Below are 15,392 nucleotides of genomic sequence, written 5' to 3' on the forward strand. Positions count from 1 at the left end.
TCATGACCACCTCGCCACGCATTGGGGCCAAGATCTGCGGGCTCTCCACGCCCGAGACCGTCGCCGCCGCCGTGACCGGCGGCGCGGCCTTCGTCGGCTTCGTGTTCTTCGCCAAGAGCCCCCGCAACCTCGAGCCCGAGGCCGCCGCCCGCCTGGCCGCGCCGCTGCGGCAGGGACCGGTCAAGACCGTGGCCGTCACCGTCGATCCCGACGACGCCCTGGTCGACCGGCTGATGGCCACGCTGAAGCCCGACCTGATCCAGGTGCACGGCAAGGAGACCCCCAACCGGGTCCGAGAGATCGCCCAGCGCAGCGGCGCCGGGATCGTCAAGGCCTTCTCGGTCTCCTCGCCCGCCGACGTCGACCAGGCCCAGGCCTTCGACGGCGCGGTCGAGCACCTGATGTTCGACGCCCGCCCCGTGGAAGGCTCTGCCCTCCCGGGCGGAACCGGCGCAAGGTTCGACTGGAGCCTGCTGGAAGGCCGGCGATTTTCTCGCCCGCATTTCCTGGCCGGAGGGCTGGACCCGTGGAACGTGGCCGAGGCGATCAAGGCCTCCGGCGCGCCCCTGGTGGACGTTTCCTCTGGCCTTGAGCGGGGTCCAGGCCTAAAGGACCCGGCTCTGATCACGGCGTTCCTGGACGCCGTCAAACGCGCCTGACTGTTTTGGAAGTGCTCGTGAACGTTCCGACTAAGCCTAACGACTGGTCCGCCTACCCCGACGCCAAGGGCCGCTTCGGCGACTACGGCGGCCTCTACGTGGCCGAGACCCTGATGCCGCTCGTGCTGGAGCTGGACCGCGCCTACACGGAAGCCAAGAACGATCCGAAGTTCCAGGCCGAGCTGAAGGGCTACCTGACGCACTATGTGGGCCGGCCCTCGCCGCTCTATTTCGCCGAGCGCCTGTCCAAGCACCTCGGTGGCGCGAAGATCTATTTCAAGCGCGAGGAGCTGAACCACACCGGCGCGCACAAGATCAACAACTGCATGGGCCAGATCCTGCTGGCCCAGCGCATGGGCAAGACCCGGATCATCGCCGAGACCGGCGCGGGCCAGCACGGCGTGGCTTCGGCGACGGTGACCGCCCGCTTCGGCCTGCCCTGCGTCGTCTATATGGGTGCCGTCGACGTGGCCCGTCAGAAGCCCAACGTCTTCCGCATGAACCTGCTGGGCGCGGAAGTGCGCCCGGTGACCTCCGGGGCCGCGACCCTGAAGGACGCCATGAACGAGGCCATGCGCGACTGGGTCACCAACGTGGCCGACACCTATTACATGATCGGCACCGCCGCCGGTCCGCACCCCTATCCGGCCATGGTCCGCGATTTCCAGGCCGTCATCGGCAACGAGACCCGCGAGCAGATCCAGGAACTGGAAGGGCGTTTGCCTGACGCCATCGTCGCCTGCGTGGGCGGCGGGTCGAACGCCATCGGCATGTTCCACCCGTTCCTGGCCGACGAGAGCGTCAAGATCTACGGCGTCGAGGCCTCGGGCCACGGGCTGGAGACCGACAAGCACGCCGCCTCGCTGACCGGCGGCCGCCCCGGCGTCCTGCACGGCAACAAGACCTACCTGCTGCAGGACGACGACGGCCAGATCCTGGACGCCCACTCGATCTCGGCGGGCCTGGACTATCCGGGCATCGGTCCCGAGCACAGCTTCCTGCACGACGTGGGCCGGGCCCAGTACCTGACCTGCACCGACGACGAGGCCCTGAAGGCCTTCCAGCTGTGCGCCGAGCTCGAGGGCATCATCCCGGCCCTGGAAAGCGCCCACGCCATCGCCAAGCTGCCTCAGCTGGCCAAGGAGATCGGCGAGGGCGGCGTGATCGTGCTGTGCCTGTCGGGACGGGGCGACAAGGACATCTTCACCGTGGCCGACGCCCTGGGTCGTACGATTTAATGGGACGAACCATCTGATGAGCGTGACGAGCTATCGCGACGCGGGCCGCCTGGAGCGCGCCTTCCAGCGGGAAAACGACCACCGGGCCCTGTTCATCGCCTATGTGATGGCCGGCGATCCGGACCTGGAGACCTCGTTCGAGATCCTCAAGGGCCTGGCCGACCACGCCGACGTCATCGAGCTGGGCATGCCCTTCTCGGACCCGATGGCCGAGGGCCCGACCATCCAGCTGGCCTCGCAGCGCTCGCTGGCGGCCGGCACCAAGATGCGCGACGTGCTGGGCCTGGTGCGCCGGTTCCGCGAGATCAACACCGTCACGCCGATCGTGCTGATGGGCTATCTGAACCCGGTGCTGTTCCACGGCTACGAGGCCTTCGCCAACGACGCTTCGAACGCCGGGGCCGACGGGGTGATCATCGTCGACTGCCCGCCCGAGGAAGCCGGTCCGCTGACCGACGCGCTTGAGGCGGCCCAGATGAACCTGATCCGCCTGGCCACGCCGACGACCGACGACGCGCGCCTGCCGGCCGTGGTCGCCCGCACCTCGGGCTTCATCTATTACGTCTCGGTGGCCGGTGTGACCGGCGTGCTGGAGGCCGACGCCGAGGCCGTGCGCCGTCCGGTGGAGCGCCTGCGGGCCGCCTCGGGCCTGCCGGTGGCCGTCGGCTTCGGCATCAAGACGCCCGAACGCGCCGCCCAGGTGGCCCGCGTCGCGGACGGCGTGGTGGTGGGTTCGGCCCTGGTGGACGAAATCGCCGCCGCGGCCAAGGTGAACGAAAACGTGACCGAGAAGGTTCTTCTCAAGGCGTCGGAGCTGGCTAAGGCTGTGCGATCGGCGCGACTCGAATTGGCGTGAGGCTGAAGGCTATGGCGATGGCTGAACCCCAGGGGCCCAAGAAGGGCGACAAGACGAAGGCGCCGGCGGAAGGCCGTCGCGGCGGCTGGCTGTCGCGGATCGCGCCCGGCGTGCGCGGCGCGTTCGCCAAGCGCGAGACGCCCGAGAACCTCTGGGTCAAATGCCCCGACACGGGCGAGATGATCTACCGCTCCKACCTGGAGGCGGCCCTGTGGGTCACCCCGGCCGGGCGCCACATGCGCATCGGTCCCGAGGCGCGCTTCAAGTTCACCTTCGACGACGGCGAGCACGAGGTCCTGCCGACCCCGGCGGTGTTCGAAGACCCGCTGAAGTTCTCGGACGGCAAGTCCTACAAGGACCGCCTGGCCGCCGCCCGCAAGAGCACCGGCGAGCAGGACGCCATGGCCATCGCCTTCGGCAAGGTCGGCGGCGTCGAGACCGTGGTTCTGGTMCAGGACTTCGCCTTCATGGGCGGTTCGCTGGGCATGGCGGCGGGTGAAGGCTTCATCGCCGCCGCCGAGGCCGCGATCAAGCGCCAGGTCCCGCTGGTGGTGTTCACCGCCGCCGGCGGCGCGCGGATGCAGGAAGGGGCCCTGTCCCTGATGCAGATGGCCCGCRCGACCCTGGCCATCAACGAGATGAAGGACGCCGGCCTGCCCTATGTCGTGGTCCTGACCGACCCGACCACCGGCGGCGTCACCGCCTCCTACGCCATGCTGGGCGACGTCCACCTGGCCGAGCCGGGCGCCCTGATCGGCTTCGCCGGTCCGCGCGTCATCGAGCAGACCATCCGCGAGACCCTGCCGCCGGGCTTCCAGCGCTCGGAATACCTGGTCGAGAAGGGCATGGTCGACCGCGTCACGCCGCGCAAGGAGCTGCCGGCCGTGCTGGGCTCGATCCTGGGCACGCTGATGATGGGGCGCTCGCTCAAAGCCGCGTAACACTACGCTTTTCCCTCCCCCTTGCGGGGAGGGTGGACCAGCGAAGCTGGTGGGTGGGGCCCGCCGCCGCACGGACCTCTCTGCACCGAACCCCCACCCGACCCCTCCGGGGCCACCCTCCCCACAAGGGGGAGGGAAGGTTCATCAGATGACCGACCACCTCCGCGCCCATGACGCCGCCCTGGCGCGGCTGCAGGCCCTACATCCCAAGCTGATCGACCTGTCGCTGGACCGGATGCTGCGGCTGTGCGCGGCCCTGGACGATCCGCAAGGCAAGCTGCCGCCGGTGATCCATGTGGCCGGCACCAACGGCAAGGGCTCGACCGTGGCCTATCTGCGGGCCATGGCCGAAGCGGCGGGCCTGCGCGTCCACGTCTTCACCTCGCCGCATCTGGTGCGGTTCGCCGAGCGCATCCGCCTGGCCGGGACCCTGATCACCGACGAGCACCTGGGCGAAGTCCTGGAACGGGTCGAGGCCGCCAACGCCGGCCAGCCGATCACCTTCTTCGAAATCACCACCGCCGCGGCGTTCCAGGCCTTTTCCGAGGTCCAGGCCGACCTGTGCCTGGTCGAGGTGGGGCTGGGCGGGCTGCTGGACGCCACCAACGTGGTCATGCCGGCCGTCAGCGTCATCGCCCCGATCGACATCGACCACCGCGAGTTCCTGGGCGACACCCTGGGCAAGATCGCCCAGGAGAAGGCCGGGATCATCAAGCCGAACGTCCCGGTGGTCAGCGCCCGCCAGCAGGAGGAGGCCGAACGCGTCGTTGAGCGCGAGGCCGACCTGTTCGAGGCGCCCCTGACCCTGATGGGCCGCGACTTCGACGCCTGGAACGAGCGCGGCCGGCTGCTGGTGCAGATGCAGGACCGCCTGCTGGACCTGCCCGCGCCCTCCCTGCCTGGCGAGCACCAGTTCGCCAACGCCGGCCTGGCCGTGGCGGCCCTGCTGGCCCTGGGCGATCCGCGCATCGACGAGGCGGCCATGCCCCGGGGGATCGCGTCGGCCGCCTGGCCCGCCCGGTTCCAGCGCCTGACCGCCGGCCCCCTGGCCGACACCGCCAAGGCGGCGGGCGCCGACCTGTGGCTGGACGGCGGCCACAATCCCCATGCCGGGGCGGCCGTGGCCCGGGCCCTGGGCGAGCTGGCGGCCCGCGACGGGCGGCCGGTGGCCCTGATCTCGGGCCTGCTGGCCAACAAGGACGCCACGGGCTTCTTCGCGCCGTTCGCGCCGTTGGGGGCCAAGGTCTTCACGGTGACGTTCGAGGGCCACGCCGCCGCCAGCGCCGCCCAGACGGCGGCGGCCGCCGAACTGGCGGGCCTGCGGGCCCATGCCTGCGACAGCGTCGGGGCGGCCCTGGCGCTGGCGCTGGCGATCGAACCGACGCCGCACGTGCTGATCTGCGGCTCGCTCTACCTGGCCGGCGAGGTGCTGGCGATGAGTCCGGAGACGTGGCCCGCCTAGGGCTGGTCTAGACCAGGATGTTCAGCAGCGAGCCCGGGCGCAGGATCTTCTGCGGCTGTTCGGTCGGCTGGACGAAGGGGCGGGCCGGCGGCTGGCGCTGYGGCTGGGCCTGGGTCTGCAGCTGGACGGCGATCGGCGGAGCGGTGGGCCGGGTCGCGGCGGCGTCGCTAACGGCCGCCTGGAAGAACGCCGCCGCGCGCGAGCCGCCGGCGCCCGCCGAACCCTGCGTCGAAGCGGGTCGTTGCGGGACGGCGGGCAGGCCGGTGGGGCGGATCGTGCTCATGGACGCGACTCTATCATGGTTAACGCAAGGTCGGCGAGCATGGTCAACGCGCGGTTAATGGTCGCGGTTCGGCGCCCAGAAATCGGGGCGGAAAACTCAGGGAAAACCCGGAGAAAAATGAACGGCAGATGAAAGTCGGGTTGTCGACGCCGTTCAGGGAGCGGGGGTTAGGGTGTCCTCAAGATCGACCGGATCGGGGCCGGGCGATCGGTCGGAACAGATTGAAAGGGACACCCGATGCGTACCGCCACCAAGACCACCTTTTCGCTGCTGGCCGCCGCGACCGCCGCGATCAGCCTGGCTTCGGCCCCGAGCTTCGCCTCGGCCCACGACAGCCGCTACTACCGCGACCACCACCGCTACGAGTCGCGCTACGACAGCCGCTACAACCGCTATGACGCCTGCCGCCACGACCGCAAGCGCGGTAAGGCGACCGGCGCGATCATCGGCGCCGTGGCCGGCGGCCTGCTGGGCAACTCGGTCTCGAACGGCAACCGCACCCCCGGCACCCTGCTGGGCGCGGGCGTCGGCGCCTATGCCGGCAGCCAGATCGGCAAGGGCCACCGCTGCTAACGGCCTGAGCCTTTAGACCTGAACGAAGGCCCGGATCGTCGGAAGCGATCCGGGCCTTTTTTCGCGTCATTTCAGCTTCTTGAGCAGGTCCTCGACGTCGGCGTCGGTCAGCGGGCCGCTGTGCTTGGCCAGGATCACGCCGTCGGCCCCGACCAGGAAGGTCTCGGGCACCCCGGTGACGCCGAACTCGATTCCGGCCCGGCCGCTGCGGTCCATCAGCTTGACGGCGAACGGGTCGCCCAGCTCGGCCAGGAAGGCCTGGGTGCGGACCGGATCGTCCTTGTAGGCGACGCCGACCAGGGTGACGCCCTTGGCCTTCAGGGCCATCAGCTGCGGGGCCTCGACCCGGCAGGGCGCGCACCACGAGGCGAAGAAGTTGATCAGGCGGGGGCCCGAAGGCGCATCGCGCACGGCGACCATCGTCCCGCTGTCGAGGTCGGGCAGGCTGACGGCCGGAACGGGCTTGCCGACCAGGGCGTGCGGCTGGACGTGCGGGTCGTGCTTCAGCGCATAGCCCGCGAACAGCACGCCCAGGCCGACCAGGACGATCAGCGGCGCGAAGCCGATCCAGCGGCGCATCACGGCTTGCGGGCCTCCTTCTGGGCCTGCAGCCGCTCGGCCTCGCGCCGCCAGCGGCGGGCCGAGGCCAGGCTGTCGGCGATCATCCAGATAAAGGCGGCCGCCGTCAGGGCGAAGGCCGGCCAGACATAGACGGCGTACTTGCCGGCGTCGAAATCGAAGTGCACGGCGTCAGCCCCCAATCACTAGTTTTCAGCCGCTTGCAGGGCCAGGGCCCGGGCCCTGCGCCGCCAGACCAGGGCGCGGATCCGCACCAGCCACAGCGACCCGAACGCCGACAGATAGGCCAGGGTCATGATCAGCATCGGCCAGGCATAGACCGCCGGCAGGGCGTCGCCCGGCTTGGCGAACAGGGTGGAGCTGCCCTGGTGCAGGCTGTTCCACCACTCGACCGAGAACTTGATGATCGGCAGGTTGATCAGGCCCACAAGGGCCAGGATGGCGGCGGCGCGGGCCGCCTTCTGCTCGTCCTCGAGGGCCGAGCGCAGGGCCAGATAGCCCAGATAGAACAGCAGCAGCACCAGCACCGAGGTCAGGCGGGCGTCCCACACCCACCAGGTCCCCCACATCGGCTTGCCCCACAGCGAGCCGGTGGCCAGGGCCAGGACGGTGAAGGCCGCGCCCAGCGGGGCGCAGGCCACGGCGGCGGCGTCGGCCAGGGCGTGACGGAAGACCAGGGCCAGGAAGCTGGCTATGCCCAGGCACAGATAGACGAACATGCTGATCACGGCGGCCGGCACGTGGATGAACATCATCCGCACTGTGTCGCCCTGCTGGTAGTCCTCGGGGGCGGCGAAGGTCAGCACCAGGCCGACAACCGCCAGCACCGCGGCGATCGCGCCGAACATCGGCGCGGCCCAGCGCGAGAAGGCCATGAACCGCTCGGGGTTCGTCAGGAAGTCCAGCGGGTGGTGGTGTGGATCACGGGCGCCCATTCCCAACGCCTTAGAAGACCTGGAGGGCGCCCGCAATCGTGGAGGTTACCTAGTCGGCGCCGCTCAGTCGGCCTTGGGCGGGGCCGGCATGCGGTCCGGACCGCCCTTGAAGCGCCGGAACTCCGCGTGACGGATCATCGGGCCGTGGCCGCCGACCATCGGGCCCAGGGCGTCGAAGGCCTTCTTCTGGCTGGGCGAGAGAGCCGCGTAGAAGGCGCGGGTGGCGTCGATGCGGGCCTTGGCGCGGTTCAGGTGCTCGGTCTCGCGGTCCAGGCGCTCGGGCGTGGTCAGGGGCTTGGGCGGGGCGTCGGCGACGTCGCGCTTCGGACCGTCCTTGTCCCAGGCCTTGGGCTCGGTCGCCGCCAGATAGGCCTTCAGGGCGCCGTCCTGGTCGGCGCGCAGTTGCAGCACGTCGCGCAGGTGCTGGGCGCGGGCCTCGGGATCGAGATGACGATGATGGCGCATCATCATCGGCGGACCGCCTGGGCCGCCCGGCCCCCCATTGGGACCGTCGTCGGCCATCGGCGGCGGGCCGGGGGGCGGGCCGTCCTGGGCGACGGCGACCGCCGCGGTGGTGGAAAGGGTGATCGCGGCCGCGGCCATCAGGGCGAGGCGGCTCGTTGGCAAGCGCATGGGTTGGCTCCGTGGAAAGTCCCTTGGAGCCGAACCTCGATTCCCCGTGTAACGCTGGAATGTCAGAATCCCGGGCGAATGTTGCAGGACTGACGGAGAGGCTTCGCATAAGGCTTTGACAGCGCGCCGGATTTTCGCGGCGACGCGCGTCCGGGAGATTTCGAGATGCTGTACCTGCTGGCCAAGGCGGCGATTTCCGGCGTGATCATCGCCCTGGCGTCCGAGATCGCCAAGCGCCAGCCCGGCTTCGCCGCCCTGGTCGCCTCGCTGCCGCTGATCTCGATCCTGGGCATGCTGTGGCTGTGGCGCGACACCCGCGACGTCGCGCGGATGGCGACCCATGTCGAGGCGACGTTCTGGTACGTGCTGCCCTCCCTGCCGATGTTCCTGATCGTTCCGGCCCTGCTGCGGCGGGGCGTCAACTTCTGGGCGGCGCTGGGGACGGGTTGCGCGGTGACGATCGGCCTCTATCTGGGCATGACGGCGATCGGTCCGCGCCTGGGCCTGAAGCTGTGACTGCCGCCACATCCTGACAGCGGGTCCTGCTAGACCGCGCTACCGCCCCCGCCGCGAACGCCCCTAGAAGCCCGGTCCATGCAAAGCCAGTCCAAAAAGATCGCCTTCGTCGCCCTGATCCTCGCCGGGGTCTGCTGGGGGCTGGGCTTCCCCCTGGGCAAGCTGGTGCTGCGCGAGACCGACGCGGCCCACATGGTGCTGCTGCGGTTCGTGGTGGCGGCGGTGGTCGCCGGGCCGTTCGCCCTGCGCACGGCCGAGGCTCGAGCGCTGTTCAAGTCGCCGGTGATCCTGGCGGCCGGGGCGCTGTACGGCGTGGCCTTCATGGTGCAGTTCGAGGGCCTGGCCCATGTCAGCGTCACCCTGGCGGCCCTGCTGGTCGGCGCCATGCCGGCCCTGATCGCCATCTCGGCCAAGCTGCTGGGCGAGAAGGTCAGCCGCGCCTCGTGGGGCGGGGTGGCCGCCGCGACCCTGGGGGCGGCCCTGATCGCCGGCAAGCCCGACGGCGCCGGCTCGCCCCTGGGCGTGGCCCTGTCGCTGGGGTCGCTCTTCATCTTCCTGGCCTGGCTGATCGTGCTGCGCCGCGCGCCCAAGACGTCGAACGCCATGGCGATCCCGGCGGTGACGGTGATCGTGGCGGCCTTCGCGGTCTTGCCGATTTCGTGGGCCATGCACGGCCCGCCCAAGCTGGACCTCAGCGCGACGGCCTGGATCGGCATCCTGGGCCTGGGCGTGCTGGGCACCCTGCTGGCCACCGCCGCCTGGCAGTTCGGCTCGGCCCGGGTGGGCAGCGCCAGCGCCGGGGTGTTCATCAATATCGAGCCGCTGATGGGGGCCTGCGTCGGCGTGCTGCTGTTCGGCGACCACCTGACCTGGGCCCTGGGCGCCGGCGGACTGATGATCATCGCGGGGAGCTTCGCGGTGGTGCTGGGCGAGCGCCACGCGCCGCCGGTGACGGCCAGCGCGGGGCCGATCTAGCCCTCGGCGTCCGGCGCCGGATCGAGAGGCCAGACCTCGACGACGTCCTGCGCCACCGCGCAGGGGCTGCGGGCCGCGATTTCGATCGCGGCGGCCAGGTCCGCCGCCTCGACCAAGGCGAAGCCGGCGATGGGCAGGTCGGCGGACAGGAACGGCCCCTGCGTCACCTCCACCTTGGCGGCGTCGGGGTTGCGCACTTGCACGGGCTTGCCGGCGACGCCCATGATGTCGCCCGCTCGCACCCGTTCAGCGTCGGCCGCGTGCGCCGCGTCCCGCACCGCCTTCGCCGTCCGGTCGTAGCCGGCCCTGTCGCCATAGCCGATCGTGATGAACCTGGGCATGCAGACCTGAACGCGAAGGTCCGCCGGCGGTTCTCGACGAGGTTCCGCGACCCGCCGCCGACGAGGCTAGTCCAGCGCGTTGCGGCAGGCCGCCGCCATGGCGATCGGGCCCAGGGCCACGGCCGCCGCGCTGTAGGCCAGCAACAGGAACAGGCCGCCCGTCCACGGCAGGCCGCCGGCCAGGGCGTCCAGGGCGCCGGCCCCGAAGATCACCGGCGGCACGTAGAGCGGCAGGACGATCACCGCCACCAGCAGACCGCCGCGCTTGCTGCCCAGGGCCAGGCTGGCGCCCAGTCCGCCCAGGAACGAGAAGGCCAGGCCCCCGGCCAGGGCGCAGGGGATCAGCAGCGGGATGATCGACGACGGCGCTCCGAGCGCCAGGGCGGCGACCGGCGCGGCCAGGGCCAGGGGCGCGCCCGCCGCCAGCCAGTGGGCCAGGCATTTMGCGACGGCCACCGCCTCGAGCGGGGCGGGTCCCAGGGCCAGCAGGTCCAGAGCCCCGTCCTCGAAATCGCGCTCGAACAGGCGCTCCAGCGACAGCAGCGCCGCCAGGGCCAGGGCCAGCCAGGCGATCCCGGGGGCCAGGCTCGCCAGCCGCTCGGGCGCGCGGCCGGCCGCCAGGGGCAGCAGGGTCACGACGCAGGCGTAGAAGGCCAGGGCCAGCAGCGGTCCGCCGCCATTGCCCCAGGCCAGGGCCAGTTCGCGGCGCAGGAGGATGAGGAACGCCTTCATCCCCCGACCTCCGCCACGCGGCCAATTTCTACACTGAGACTTGGGACGGGCAGGGGATCGTGCACGGCGGCCAGCACCATGCCGCCGCCCGCCAGGTGCTCGGCCATCAGGGCGCCGAAGCCCTCGCGGTGGCCGGCGTCCAGCGGCGCCATCGGCTCGTCCAGCAGCCACAGCGACCGGGGGCTGGCCAGCAGCCGGGCCAGGGCCACGCGGCGGCGCTGGCCGGCCGACAGGCGGCGGATCTCCAGGTCCAGCAGGCGGTCCAGGTCCAGCTTGGTGGCCGCCGCGCGGGCCGAGGCCTCGGTCCCGCCGGTCCACAGGGTCTGGAACAGCAGTTCCTCCCAGGCCGAGCGCGTGGACTTCAGGCCGTCGTGGTGGCCCACCAGGTGCAGGGCGTCGGCGCGCGCCACCTCGGCCTCCAGCGGCCCGGCCTCGCCCTCGAAGCCGACGGAGCCCTGGGCGGGACGCAGCAGTCCGGCCACCGCGCGCAGCAGGCTGGTCTTGCCCGCCCCGTTGCGCCCGGTCAGGGCCACCGCCTCGCCGGCCGAAATCTCCAGATCAAGGCCCGAGAACAGCCGCCGTTCGCCGCGCACAAGACTTAAGTCCTTGATGCGAATAGCTCTCAACATGGGCCCGAAGACCTCAAGACCCTGTCCTGTGCATGGACGTTGCCCCTGACCGAGGCTAAGAAGCCCTCGGCCGTCACCCTCCGATTTGGATGGGATGAACGCGGCGCGGGGATGGACGCTGTGGGTCCGCCTCGAGCGCGCGCTCCCGGGAGTGGTTTTCCGGCGGCCGTGGACAGAGAAGGGATCCTTCCAAATGGCGTCAGTCGACAGCCTCAAAACCCGCCGCGAACTCGTCGTCGGCGGTAAGACCTACGTCTATTACAGCCTTCGCGCCGCTGAGGAAGCGGGTCTGAACGGCGCCGGCAAGCTGCCGGTGTCGATGAAGGTGCTGCTGGAGAACCTGCTGCGCTACGAAGACGGCGTGTCCGTCAACGAAGCCGACCTGAAGGCCGTGGCCGCCTGGCTCGACAACAAGGGCGGCGTCGAGCACGAGATCAGCTTCCGCCCGGCCCGCGTGCTGATGCAGGACTTCACCGGCGTTCCGGCAGTCGTCGACCTGGCCGCCATGCGCGACGCCATGGTCGCCCTGAACGCCGATCCGGCCAAGATCAACCCGCTGAACCCCGTCGACCTGGTCATCGACCACTCGGTGATGGTCGACAACTTCGGCAACCCGAAGGCCTTCGAGGACAACGTCGCCCGCGAATACGAGCGCAATCTGGAGCGCTACCGCTTCCTGCGCTGGGGTTCGTCGGCCTTCAACAACTTCCGCGTCGTGCCCCCGGGCACCGGGATCTGCCACCAGGTGAACCTGGAATACCTGGCCCAGACCGTGTGGACCGCGGCCGTCGACGGCGCCGAAGTCGCCTATCCCGACACCGTCGTCGGCACCGACWSSCACACCACCATGGTCAACGGCCTGKSSGTSCTGGGCTGGGGCGTGGGCGGCATCGAGGCTGAAGCGGCCATGCTGGGCCAGCCGATCCCGATGCTGATCCCGGAAGTCATTGGCTTCAAGCTGAACGGCGCCCTGCCGGAAGGCGCGACCGCCACCGACCTGGTGCTGACCGTCACCCAGATGCTGCGCAAGAAGGGCGTGGTCGGCAAGTTCGTCGAATTCTACGGCGACGCCCTGGCCAACCTGACCCTGGAAGACCAGGCGACCATCGCCAACATGGCTCCGGAATACGGCGCCACCTGCGGCTTCTTCCCGATCTCGGCCGCGACCATCGCCTATCTGAAGGGCACCGGCCGCGACGCCGCCCGCGTCGCCCTGGTGGAAGCCTACGCCAAGGAGCAGGGCCTGTGGTGGGAGCCCGGCGTGGCCGAGCCGACCTTCACCGACACCCTGGAGCTGGACCTGTCGTCGGTGCTGCCGTCGCTGGCCGGCCCCAAGCGTCCGCAGGACCGCGTGCTGCTGACCGAAGCCGCCGCCAAGTTCGGCGAGTCGCTGGTCGGTGAGTTCGGCAAGGCCGAGAACCCCAACGCCCGCGTGCCGGTGGAAGGCGAGAACTTCGACGTCGGCCACGGCGACGTGGTCATCGCGGCCATCACCTCGTGCACCAACACCTCCAACCCCTCGGTGCTGATCGCCGCCGGCCTGCTGGCCAAGAACGCGGTCGCCAAGGGCCTGAAGGTCAAGCCGTGGGTGAAGACCTCGCTGGCCCCCGGCTCGCAGGTGGTCACCGACTACCTGGCCAAGGCCGGCCTGACCAAGCACCTCGATGCTCTCGGCTTCAACCTCGTGGGTTATGGCTGCACCACCTGCATCGGCAACTCGGGCCCGCTGCCCGAGAACATCAGCAAGGCCGTCAACGAGGCCGACCTGGTCGCCTGCTCGGTGCTGTCGGGCAACCGCAACTTCGAAGGCCGCGTGAACCCGGACGTCCGCGCCAACTACCTGGCCTCGCCGCCGCTGGTGGTGGCCTACGCCCTGGCCGGCTCGATGAAGATCGACCTGGCCAACGAGCCGCTGGGTGAAGGCAAGGGCGGCAAGCCCGTCTACCTGAAGGACATCTGGCCCTCGAACGAGGACATCGCCGCCCTGCAGCGCAAGTCGGTGACGGAAAAGATGTTCGCCAGCCGCTACGGCGACGTCTTCAAGGGCGACAAGAACTGGCAGGGGATCAAGATCACCGGCGGCCAGACCTACGCCTGGGAAGCCGACTCGACCTACGTCCAGAACCCGCCCTACTTCCCGAACATGTCGATGACCCCCGCTCCGGTCACCGACATCGTGGAAGCCCGCGTCCTGGCCGTGTTCGGCGACTCGATCACCACCGACCACATCAGCCCGGCCGGTTCGATCAAGAAGACCAGCCCGGCCGGTCAGTATCTGATCGACCACGGCGTCGACCCGCTGGACTTCAACGGCTACGGCGCCCGTCGCGGCAACCACCAGGTGATGATGCGCGGCACGTTCGCCAACATCCGCATCCGCAACAAGATCACCCCGGACATCGAAGGCGGCGTGACCAAGCACTTCCCCTCGGGCGAAGTGATGTCGATCTACGACGCGGCCATGAAGTACCAGGAAGAAGGCCGTCCGGCCGTGGTCTTTGGCGGCAAGGAATACGGCACCGGCTCGTCGCGCGACTGGGCCGCCAAGGGCACCAAGCTGCTGGGCGTCCGCGCGGTGATCTGCGAAAGCTTCGAGCGCATCCACCGCTCGAACCTGGTCGGCATGGGCGTGCTGCCCCTGCAGTTCATCCAGGAAGGCTGGCAGAAGCTGGAACTGACGGGCGAGGAGATCGTCTCGATCCGCGGCCTGCAGGACCTGGCCCCGCGCAAGCAGCTGATCGTCGAGCTCTACCGCCCGACCGACGGCCGCATCGCCCGCTTCCCGGTCCGCTGCCGCATCGACACCCCGACCGAGCTTGAATACTTCAAGAACGGCGGCGTGCTGAACTACGTGCTGCGCAACCTGGCCAAGGCCGACTAAGCGCCGGACGGATCGCTCCCCGGAGCATCGAAAAGACGAAGCCGGGTCCGGAAGGGCCCGGCTTTTTCTTTGCCGAAAGGCGAAGATCGCCGTCTTTCGCGCGGAGATGGCCGCCTTCACGGCCTCGTGAACGGCCATCCGGCGCGATCTTGGCCTAAATGCCCCGCACATGCGTCAGGCCCTGCTCTTCCTCGCCCTCACCGCCCTTTCGGGGTTTTCCGCCGCGCCCGCGCTCGCCGCGAAACCGCCGGTGGTGGTCGAGCTGTTCACCGCTCAAGGTTGCTCGTCGTGCGGCAAGGCCAACCAAGTCGTCGCCGACATGGCCGACGACAAGGGCGTCCTGGCCCTGACCTATTCGGTCGACTACTGGGACTACCTGGGCTGGACCGACACCTTCGCCAAGCCGGCCTTCGCGGCCCGCCAGCGCGCCTACGCCACCCGGTTCTCGCTGCGCGACGTGCCGACCCCGCAGGTGGTGGTGGCCGGCCGCCAGCAGGCCTCGGGCGCCAAGGCCGAAGCGGTCGAGACCCTGGTCAAGGACGCCGCCAAGGCCGCGTCCAACCCGCCGGACATGGAATTCCTGGGCGACGGCGGCCGCGTCGCGGTCGGCTCGGGCCCCGCCCCGCGCGGCGGCGGCGAGGTCTGGCTGGTGCGCTACGATCCGCGCGAACAGGACATCGCCGTCAAGCGCGGCGACAACCGGGGCCAGACCCTGGTCCACCGCAACGTCGTGCGCGAACTGGTCCGGCTGGGGACGTGGTCGGGCCGGCCCAAGCTTTACCGCCTGCCGACGGCCGGCGACGACGCGCTGAAGACCGTGATCATCGTCCAGGGCGCCAAGGGCGGCCGGGTGATCGGCGTGCTGCAGGAAGCGGCCGAGAAGTAGCCCAAAAAGAAAGCCGCGCGGGGAGGGGACACCGCGCGGCCTCTTAGGGGAGGGGAATGTCTAGTCCGTCGGCCGACCGGCGCCCGGATCAGGGGGCTGGGGGGCAATCAGGGTCCGGACCCGAGGCGTCCGATCGACCGACCCTGACCTTTTCGCCCGGCAAGTCGGCGCTGGAAGGGCGCGATCAAGGTCGTTTCGCGGCGGTTCGTGTCCGACGTGTGTCGAAGCCTCGGCACGACACAAACGCGAAGACCCCGCGTGGAGAGGGGCGCC

18 protein-coding genes are annotated in these 15,392 nt (G+C 70.1%); 10 read left to right on the forward strand and 8 right to left on the reverse strand.

Going from position 1 to position 15,392, the window contains the following annotated elements; genetic code table 11:
* Nucleotides 1-2: 2 nt before the first annotated feature.
* From AC1U89_RS13015 to AC1U89_RS13035, 5 genes are all read left to right on the forward strand, one after another.
* A complete protein-coding gene (locus tag AC1U89_RS13015; protein WP_479900116.1) occupies nucleotides 3-659 on the forward strand; it encodes a phosphoribosylanthranilate isomerase in 657 nt (218 codons plus the stop codon).
* Nucleotides 660-676: 17 nt separating this feature from the next.
* Complete coding sequence (trpB, locus tag AC1U89_RS13020; protein WP_479900117.1) at nucleotides 677-1,897, forward strand: tryptophan synthase subunit beta; 1,221 nt, start codon at nucleotides 677-679, stop codon at nucleotides 1,895-1,897.
* Between the two features lie 16 nt (nucleotides 1,898-1,913).
* The gene (trpA, locus tag AC1U89_RS13025; protein WP_479900118.1) at nucleotides 1,914-2,753 is read left to right on the forward strand and encodes a tryptophan synthase subunit alpha; all 840 of its coding nucleotides are present in this window, start codon (nucleotides 1,914-1,916) and stop codon (nucleotides 2,751-2,753) included.
* A gap of 11 nt (nucleotides 2,754-2,764) precedes the next feature.
* On the forward strand, nucleotides 2,765-3,694 hold the full coding sequence (locus AC1U89_RS13030) for an acetyl-CoA carboxylase carboxyltransferase subunit beta (protein ID WP_479900119.1): 930 nt from the start codon (nucleotides 2,765-2,767) through the stop codon (nucleotides 3,692-3,694).
* A gap of 148 nt (nucleotides 3,695-3,842) precedes the next feature.
* Nucleotides 3,843-5,156 (forward strand): bifunctional folylpolyglutamate synthase/dihydrofolate synthase, encoded by a 1,314-nt coding sequence (locus AC1U89_RS13035; protein WP_479900120.1) that lies wholly within the window; start codon nucleotides 3,843-3,845, stop codon nucleotides 5,154-5,156.
* 7 nt (nucleotides 5,157-5,163) lie between these two features.
* Here AC1U89_RS13035 and AC1U89_RS13040 read toward each other — a convergent pair whose 3' ends face one another.
* Nucleotides 5,164-5,439, reverse strand: coding sequence for a hypothetical protein (locus AC1U89_RS13040; RefSeq protein WP_479900121.1), 276 nt, complete (start codon nucleotides 5,437-5,439; stop codon nucleotides 5,164-5,166).
* A 237-nt stretch (nucleotides 5,440-5,676) separates the two neighbouring features.
* On the opposite strand from AC1U89_RS13040, the gene AC1U89_RS13045 reads away from it, so the two are divergent.
* Nucleotides 5,677-6,012, forward strand: coding sequence for a glycine zipper 2TM domain-containing protein (locus tag AC1U89_RS13045; RefSeq protein WP_479900122.1), 336 nt, complete (start codon nucleotides 5,677-5,679; stop codon nucleotides 6,010-6,012).
* Nucleotides 6,013-6,078: 66 nt separating this feature from the next.
* On the opposite strand, the gene AC1U89_RS13050 is transcribed toward AC1U89_RS13045, so the two are convergent.
* From AC1U89_RS13050 to AC1U89_RS13065, 4 genes are all read right to left on the reverse strand, one after another.
* Complete coding sequence (locus AC1U89_RS13050) at nucleotides 6,079-6,591, reverse strand: DsbE family thiol:disulfide interchange protein (protein ID WP_479900123.1); 513 nt, start codon at nucleotides 6,589-6,591, stop codon at nucleotides 6,079-6,081.
* Entirely contained in the window at nucleotides 6,591-6,758 is a 168-nt protein-coding gene (gene ccmD, locus AC1U89_RS13055; protein ID WP_479900159.1) for a heme exporter protein CcmD, read from the reverse strand. The genes AC1U89_RS13050 and ccmD overlap by 1 nt, the downstream gene beginning before the upstream one ends.
* A gap of 18 nt (nucleotides 6,759-6,776) precedes the next feature.
* On the reverse strand, nucleotides 6,777-7,526 hold the full coding sequence (gene ccmC, locus AC1U89_RS13060; protein ID WP_479900124.1) for a heme ABC transporter permease CcmC: 750 nt from the start codon (nucleotides 7,524-7,526) through the stop codon (nucleotides 6,777-6,779).
* Nucleotides 7,527-7,589: 63 nt separating this feature from the next.
* Nucleotides 7,590-8,159, reverse strand: coding sequence for a Spy/CpxP family protein refolding chaperone (locus AC1U89_RS13065; protein ID WP_479900125.1), 570 nt, complete (start codon nucleotides 8,157-8,159; stop codon nucleotides 7,590-7,592).
* A gap of 165 nt (nucleotides 8,160-8,324) precedes the next feature.
* Between AC1U89_RS13065 and AC1U89_RS13070 the strand changes: the two genes are divergently transcribed.
* Together AC1U89_RS13070 and AC1U89_RS13075 are read left to right on the forward strand one after the other, a co-directional pair.
* Nucleotides 8,325-8,675, forward strand: coding sequence for a DUF3147 family protein (locus AC1U89_RS13070; protein ID WP_479900126.1), 351 nt, complete (start codon nucleotides 8,325-8,327; stop codon nucleotides 8,673-8,675).
* Nucleotides 8,676-8,753: 78 nt separating this feature from the next.
* The gene (locus tag AC1U89_RS13075; RefSeq protein ID WP_479900127.1) at nucleotides 8,754-9,650 is read left to right on the forward strand and encodes a DMT family transporter; all 897 of its coding nucleotides are present in this window, start codon (nucleotides 8,754-8,756) and stop codon (nucleotides 9,648-9,650) included.
* Here the strand turns inward: AC1U89_RS13075 and AC1U89_RS13080 are convergent.
* From AC1U89_RS13080 to ccmA, 3 genes are all read right to left on the reverse strand, one after another.
* Complete coding sequence (locus AC1U89_RS13080; RefSeq protein WP_479900128.1) at nucleotides 9,647-9,991, reverse strand: YciI family protein; 345 nt, start codon at nucleotides 9,989-9,991, stop codon at nucleotides 9,647-9,649. The two genes, AC1U89_RS13075 and AC1U89_RS13080, sit on opposite strands and share 4 nt — an antisense overlap.
* 66 nt (nucleotides 9,992-10,057) lie before the next feature.
* A complete protein-coding gene (gene ccmB, locus AC1U89_RS13085; protein WP_479900129.1) occupies nucleotides 10,058-10,723 on the reverse strand; it encodes a heme exporter protein CcmB in 666 nt (221 codons plus the stop codon).
* Nucleotides 10,720-11,352: a heme ABC exporter ATP-binding protein CcmA gene (gene ccmA / locus AC1U89_RS13090; RefSeq protein ID WP_479900130.1), complete on the reverse strand. Its 633-nt coding sequence runs from the start codon at nucleotides 11,350-11,352 to the stop codon at nucleotides 10,720-10,722. The genes ccmB and ccmA overlap by 4 nt, the downstream gene beginning before the upstream one ends.
* A 193-nt stretch (nucleotides 11,353-11,545) precedes the next feature.
* Here ccmA and acnA point away from each other — a divergent pair, with 193 nt between their 5' ends.
* Both acnA and AC1U89_RS13100 read left to right on the forward strand, forming a co-directional pair.
* Entirely contained in the window at nucleotides 11,546-14,233 is a 2,688-nt protein-coding gene (gene acnA, locus AC1U89_RS13095; RefSeq protein ID WP_479900131.1) for an aconitate hydratase AcnA, read from the forward strand.
* Nucleotides 14,234-14,402: 169 nt separating this feature from the next.
* A complete protein-coding gene (locus AC1U89_RS13100) occupies nucleotides 14,403-15,119 on the forward strand; it encodes a DUF1223 domain-containing protein (protein WP_479900132.1) in 717 nt (238 codons plus the stop codon).
* Nucleotides 15,120-15,392: the final 273 nt, after the last annotated feature.

It is taken from the genome of Caulobacter sp. 05T431 (assembly GCF_056665975.1).

What these genes read in the sequence shown, in the direction of transcription:
- ccmA (WP_479900130.1), bottom strand. Translation starts at nt 11,352, where the DNA reads ATGTTGAGAGCTATTCGCATCAAGGACTTAAGTCTTGTGCGCGGCGAA.
- AC1U89_RS13075 (WP_479900127.1), top strand. Translation starts at nt 8,754, where the DNA reads ATGCAAAGCCAGTCCAAAAAGATCGCCTTCGTCGCCCTGATCCTCGCC.
- ccmC (WP_479900124.1), bottom strand. Translation starts at nt 7,526, where the DNA reads ATGGGCGCCCGTGATCCACACCACCACCCGCTGGACTTCCTGACGAAC.
- AC1U89_RS13065 (WP_479900125.1), bottom strand. Translation starts at nt 8,159, where the DNA reads ATGCGCTTGCCAACGAGCCGCCTCGCCCTGATGGCCGCGGCCGCGATC.
- AC1U89_RS13035 (WP_479900120.1), top strand. Translation starts at nt 3,843, where the DNA reads ATGACCGACCACCTCCGCGCCCATGACGCCGCCCTGGCGCGGCTGCAG.
- AC1U89_RS13050 (WP_479900123.1), bottom strand. Translation starts at nt 6,591, where the DNA reads ATGCGCCGCTGGATCGGCTTCGCGCCGCTGATCGTCCTGGTCGGCCTG.
- AC1U89_RS13045 (WP_479900122.1), top strand. Translation starts at nt 5,677, where the DNA reads ATGCGTACCGCCACCAAGACCACCTTTTCGCTGCTGGCCGCCGCGACC.
- AC1U89_RS13080 (WP_479900128.1), bottom strand. Translation starts at nt 9,991, where the DNA reads ATGCCCAGGTTCATCACGATCGGCTATGGCGACAGGGCCGGCTACGAC.
- AC1U89_RS13070 (WP_479900126.1), top strand. Translation starts at nt 8,325, where the DNA reads ATGCTGTACCTGCTGGCCAAGGCGGCGATTTCCGGCGTGATCATCGCC.
- AC1U89_RS13100 (WP_479900132.1), top strand. Translation starts at nt 14,403, where the DNA reads ATGCGTCAGGCCCTGCTCTTCCTCGCCCTCACCGCCCTTTCGGGGTTT.
- trpA (WP_479900118.1), top strand. Translation starts at nt 1,914, where the DNA reads ATGAGCGTGACGAGCTATCGCGACGCGGGCCGCCTGGAGCGCGCCTTC.
- AC1U89_RS13015 (WP_479900116.1), top strand. Translation starts at nt 3, where the DNA reads ATGACCACCTCGCCACGCATTGGGGCCAAGATCTGCGGGCTCTCCACG.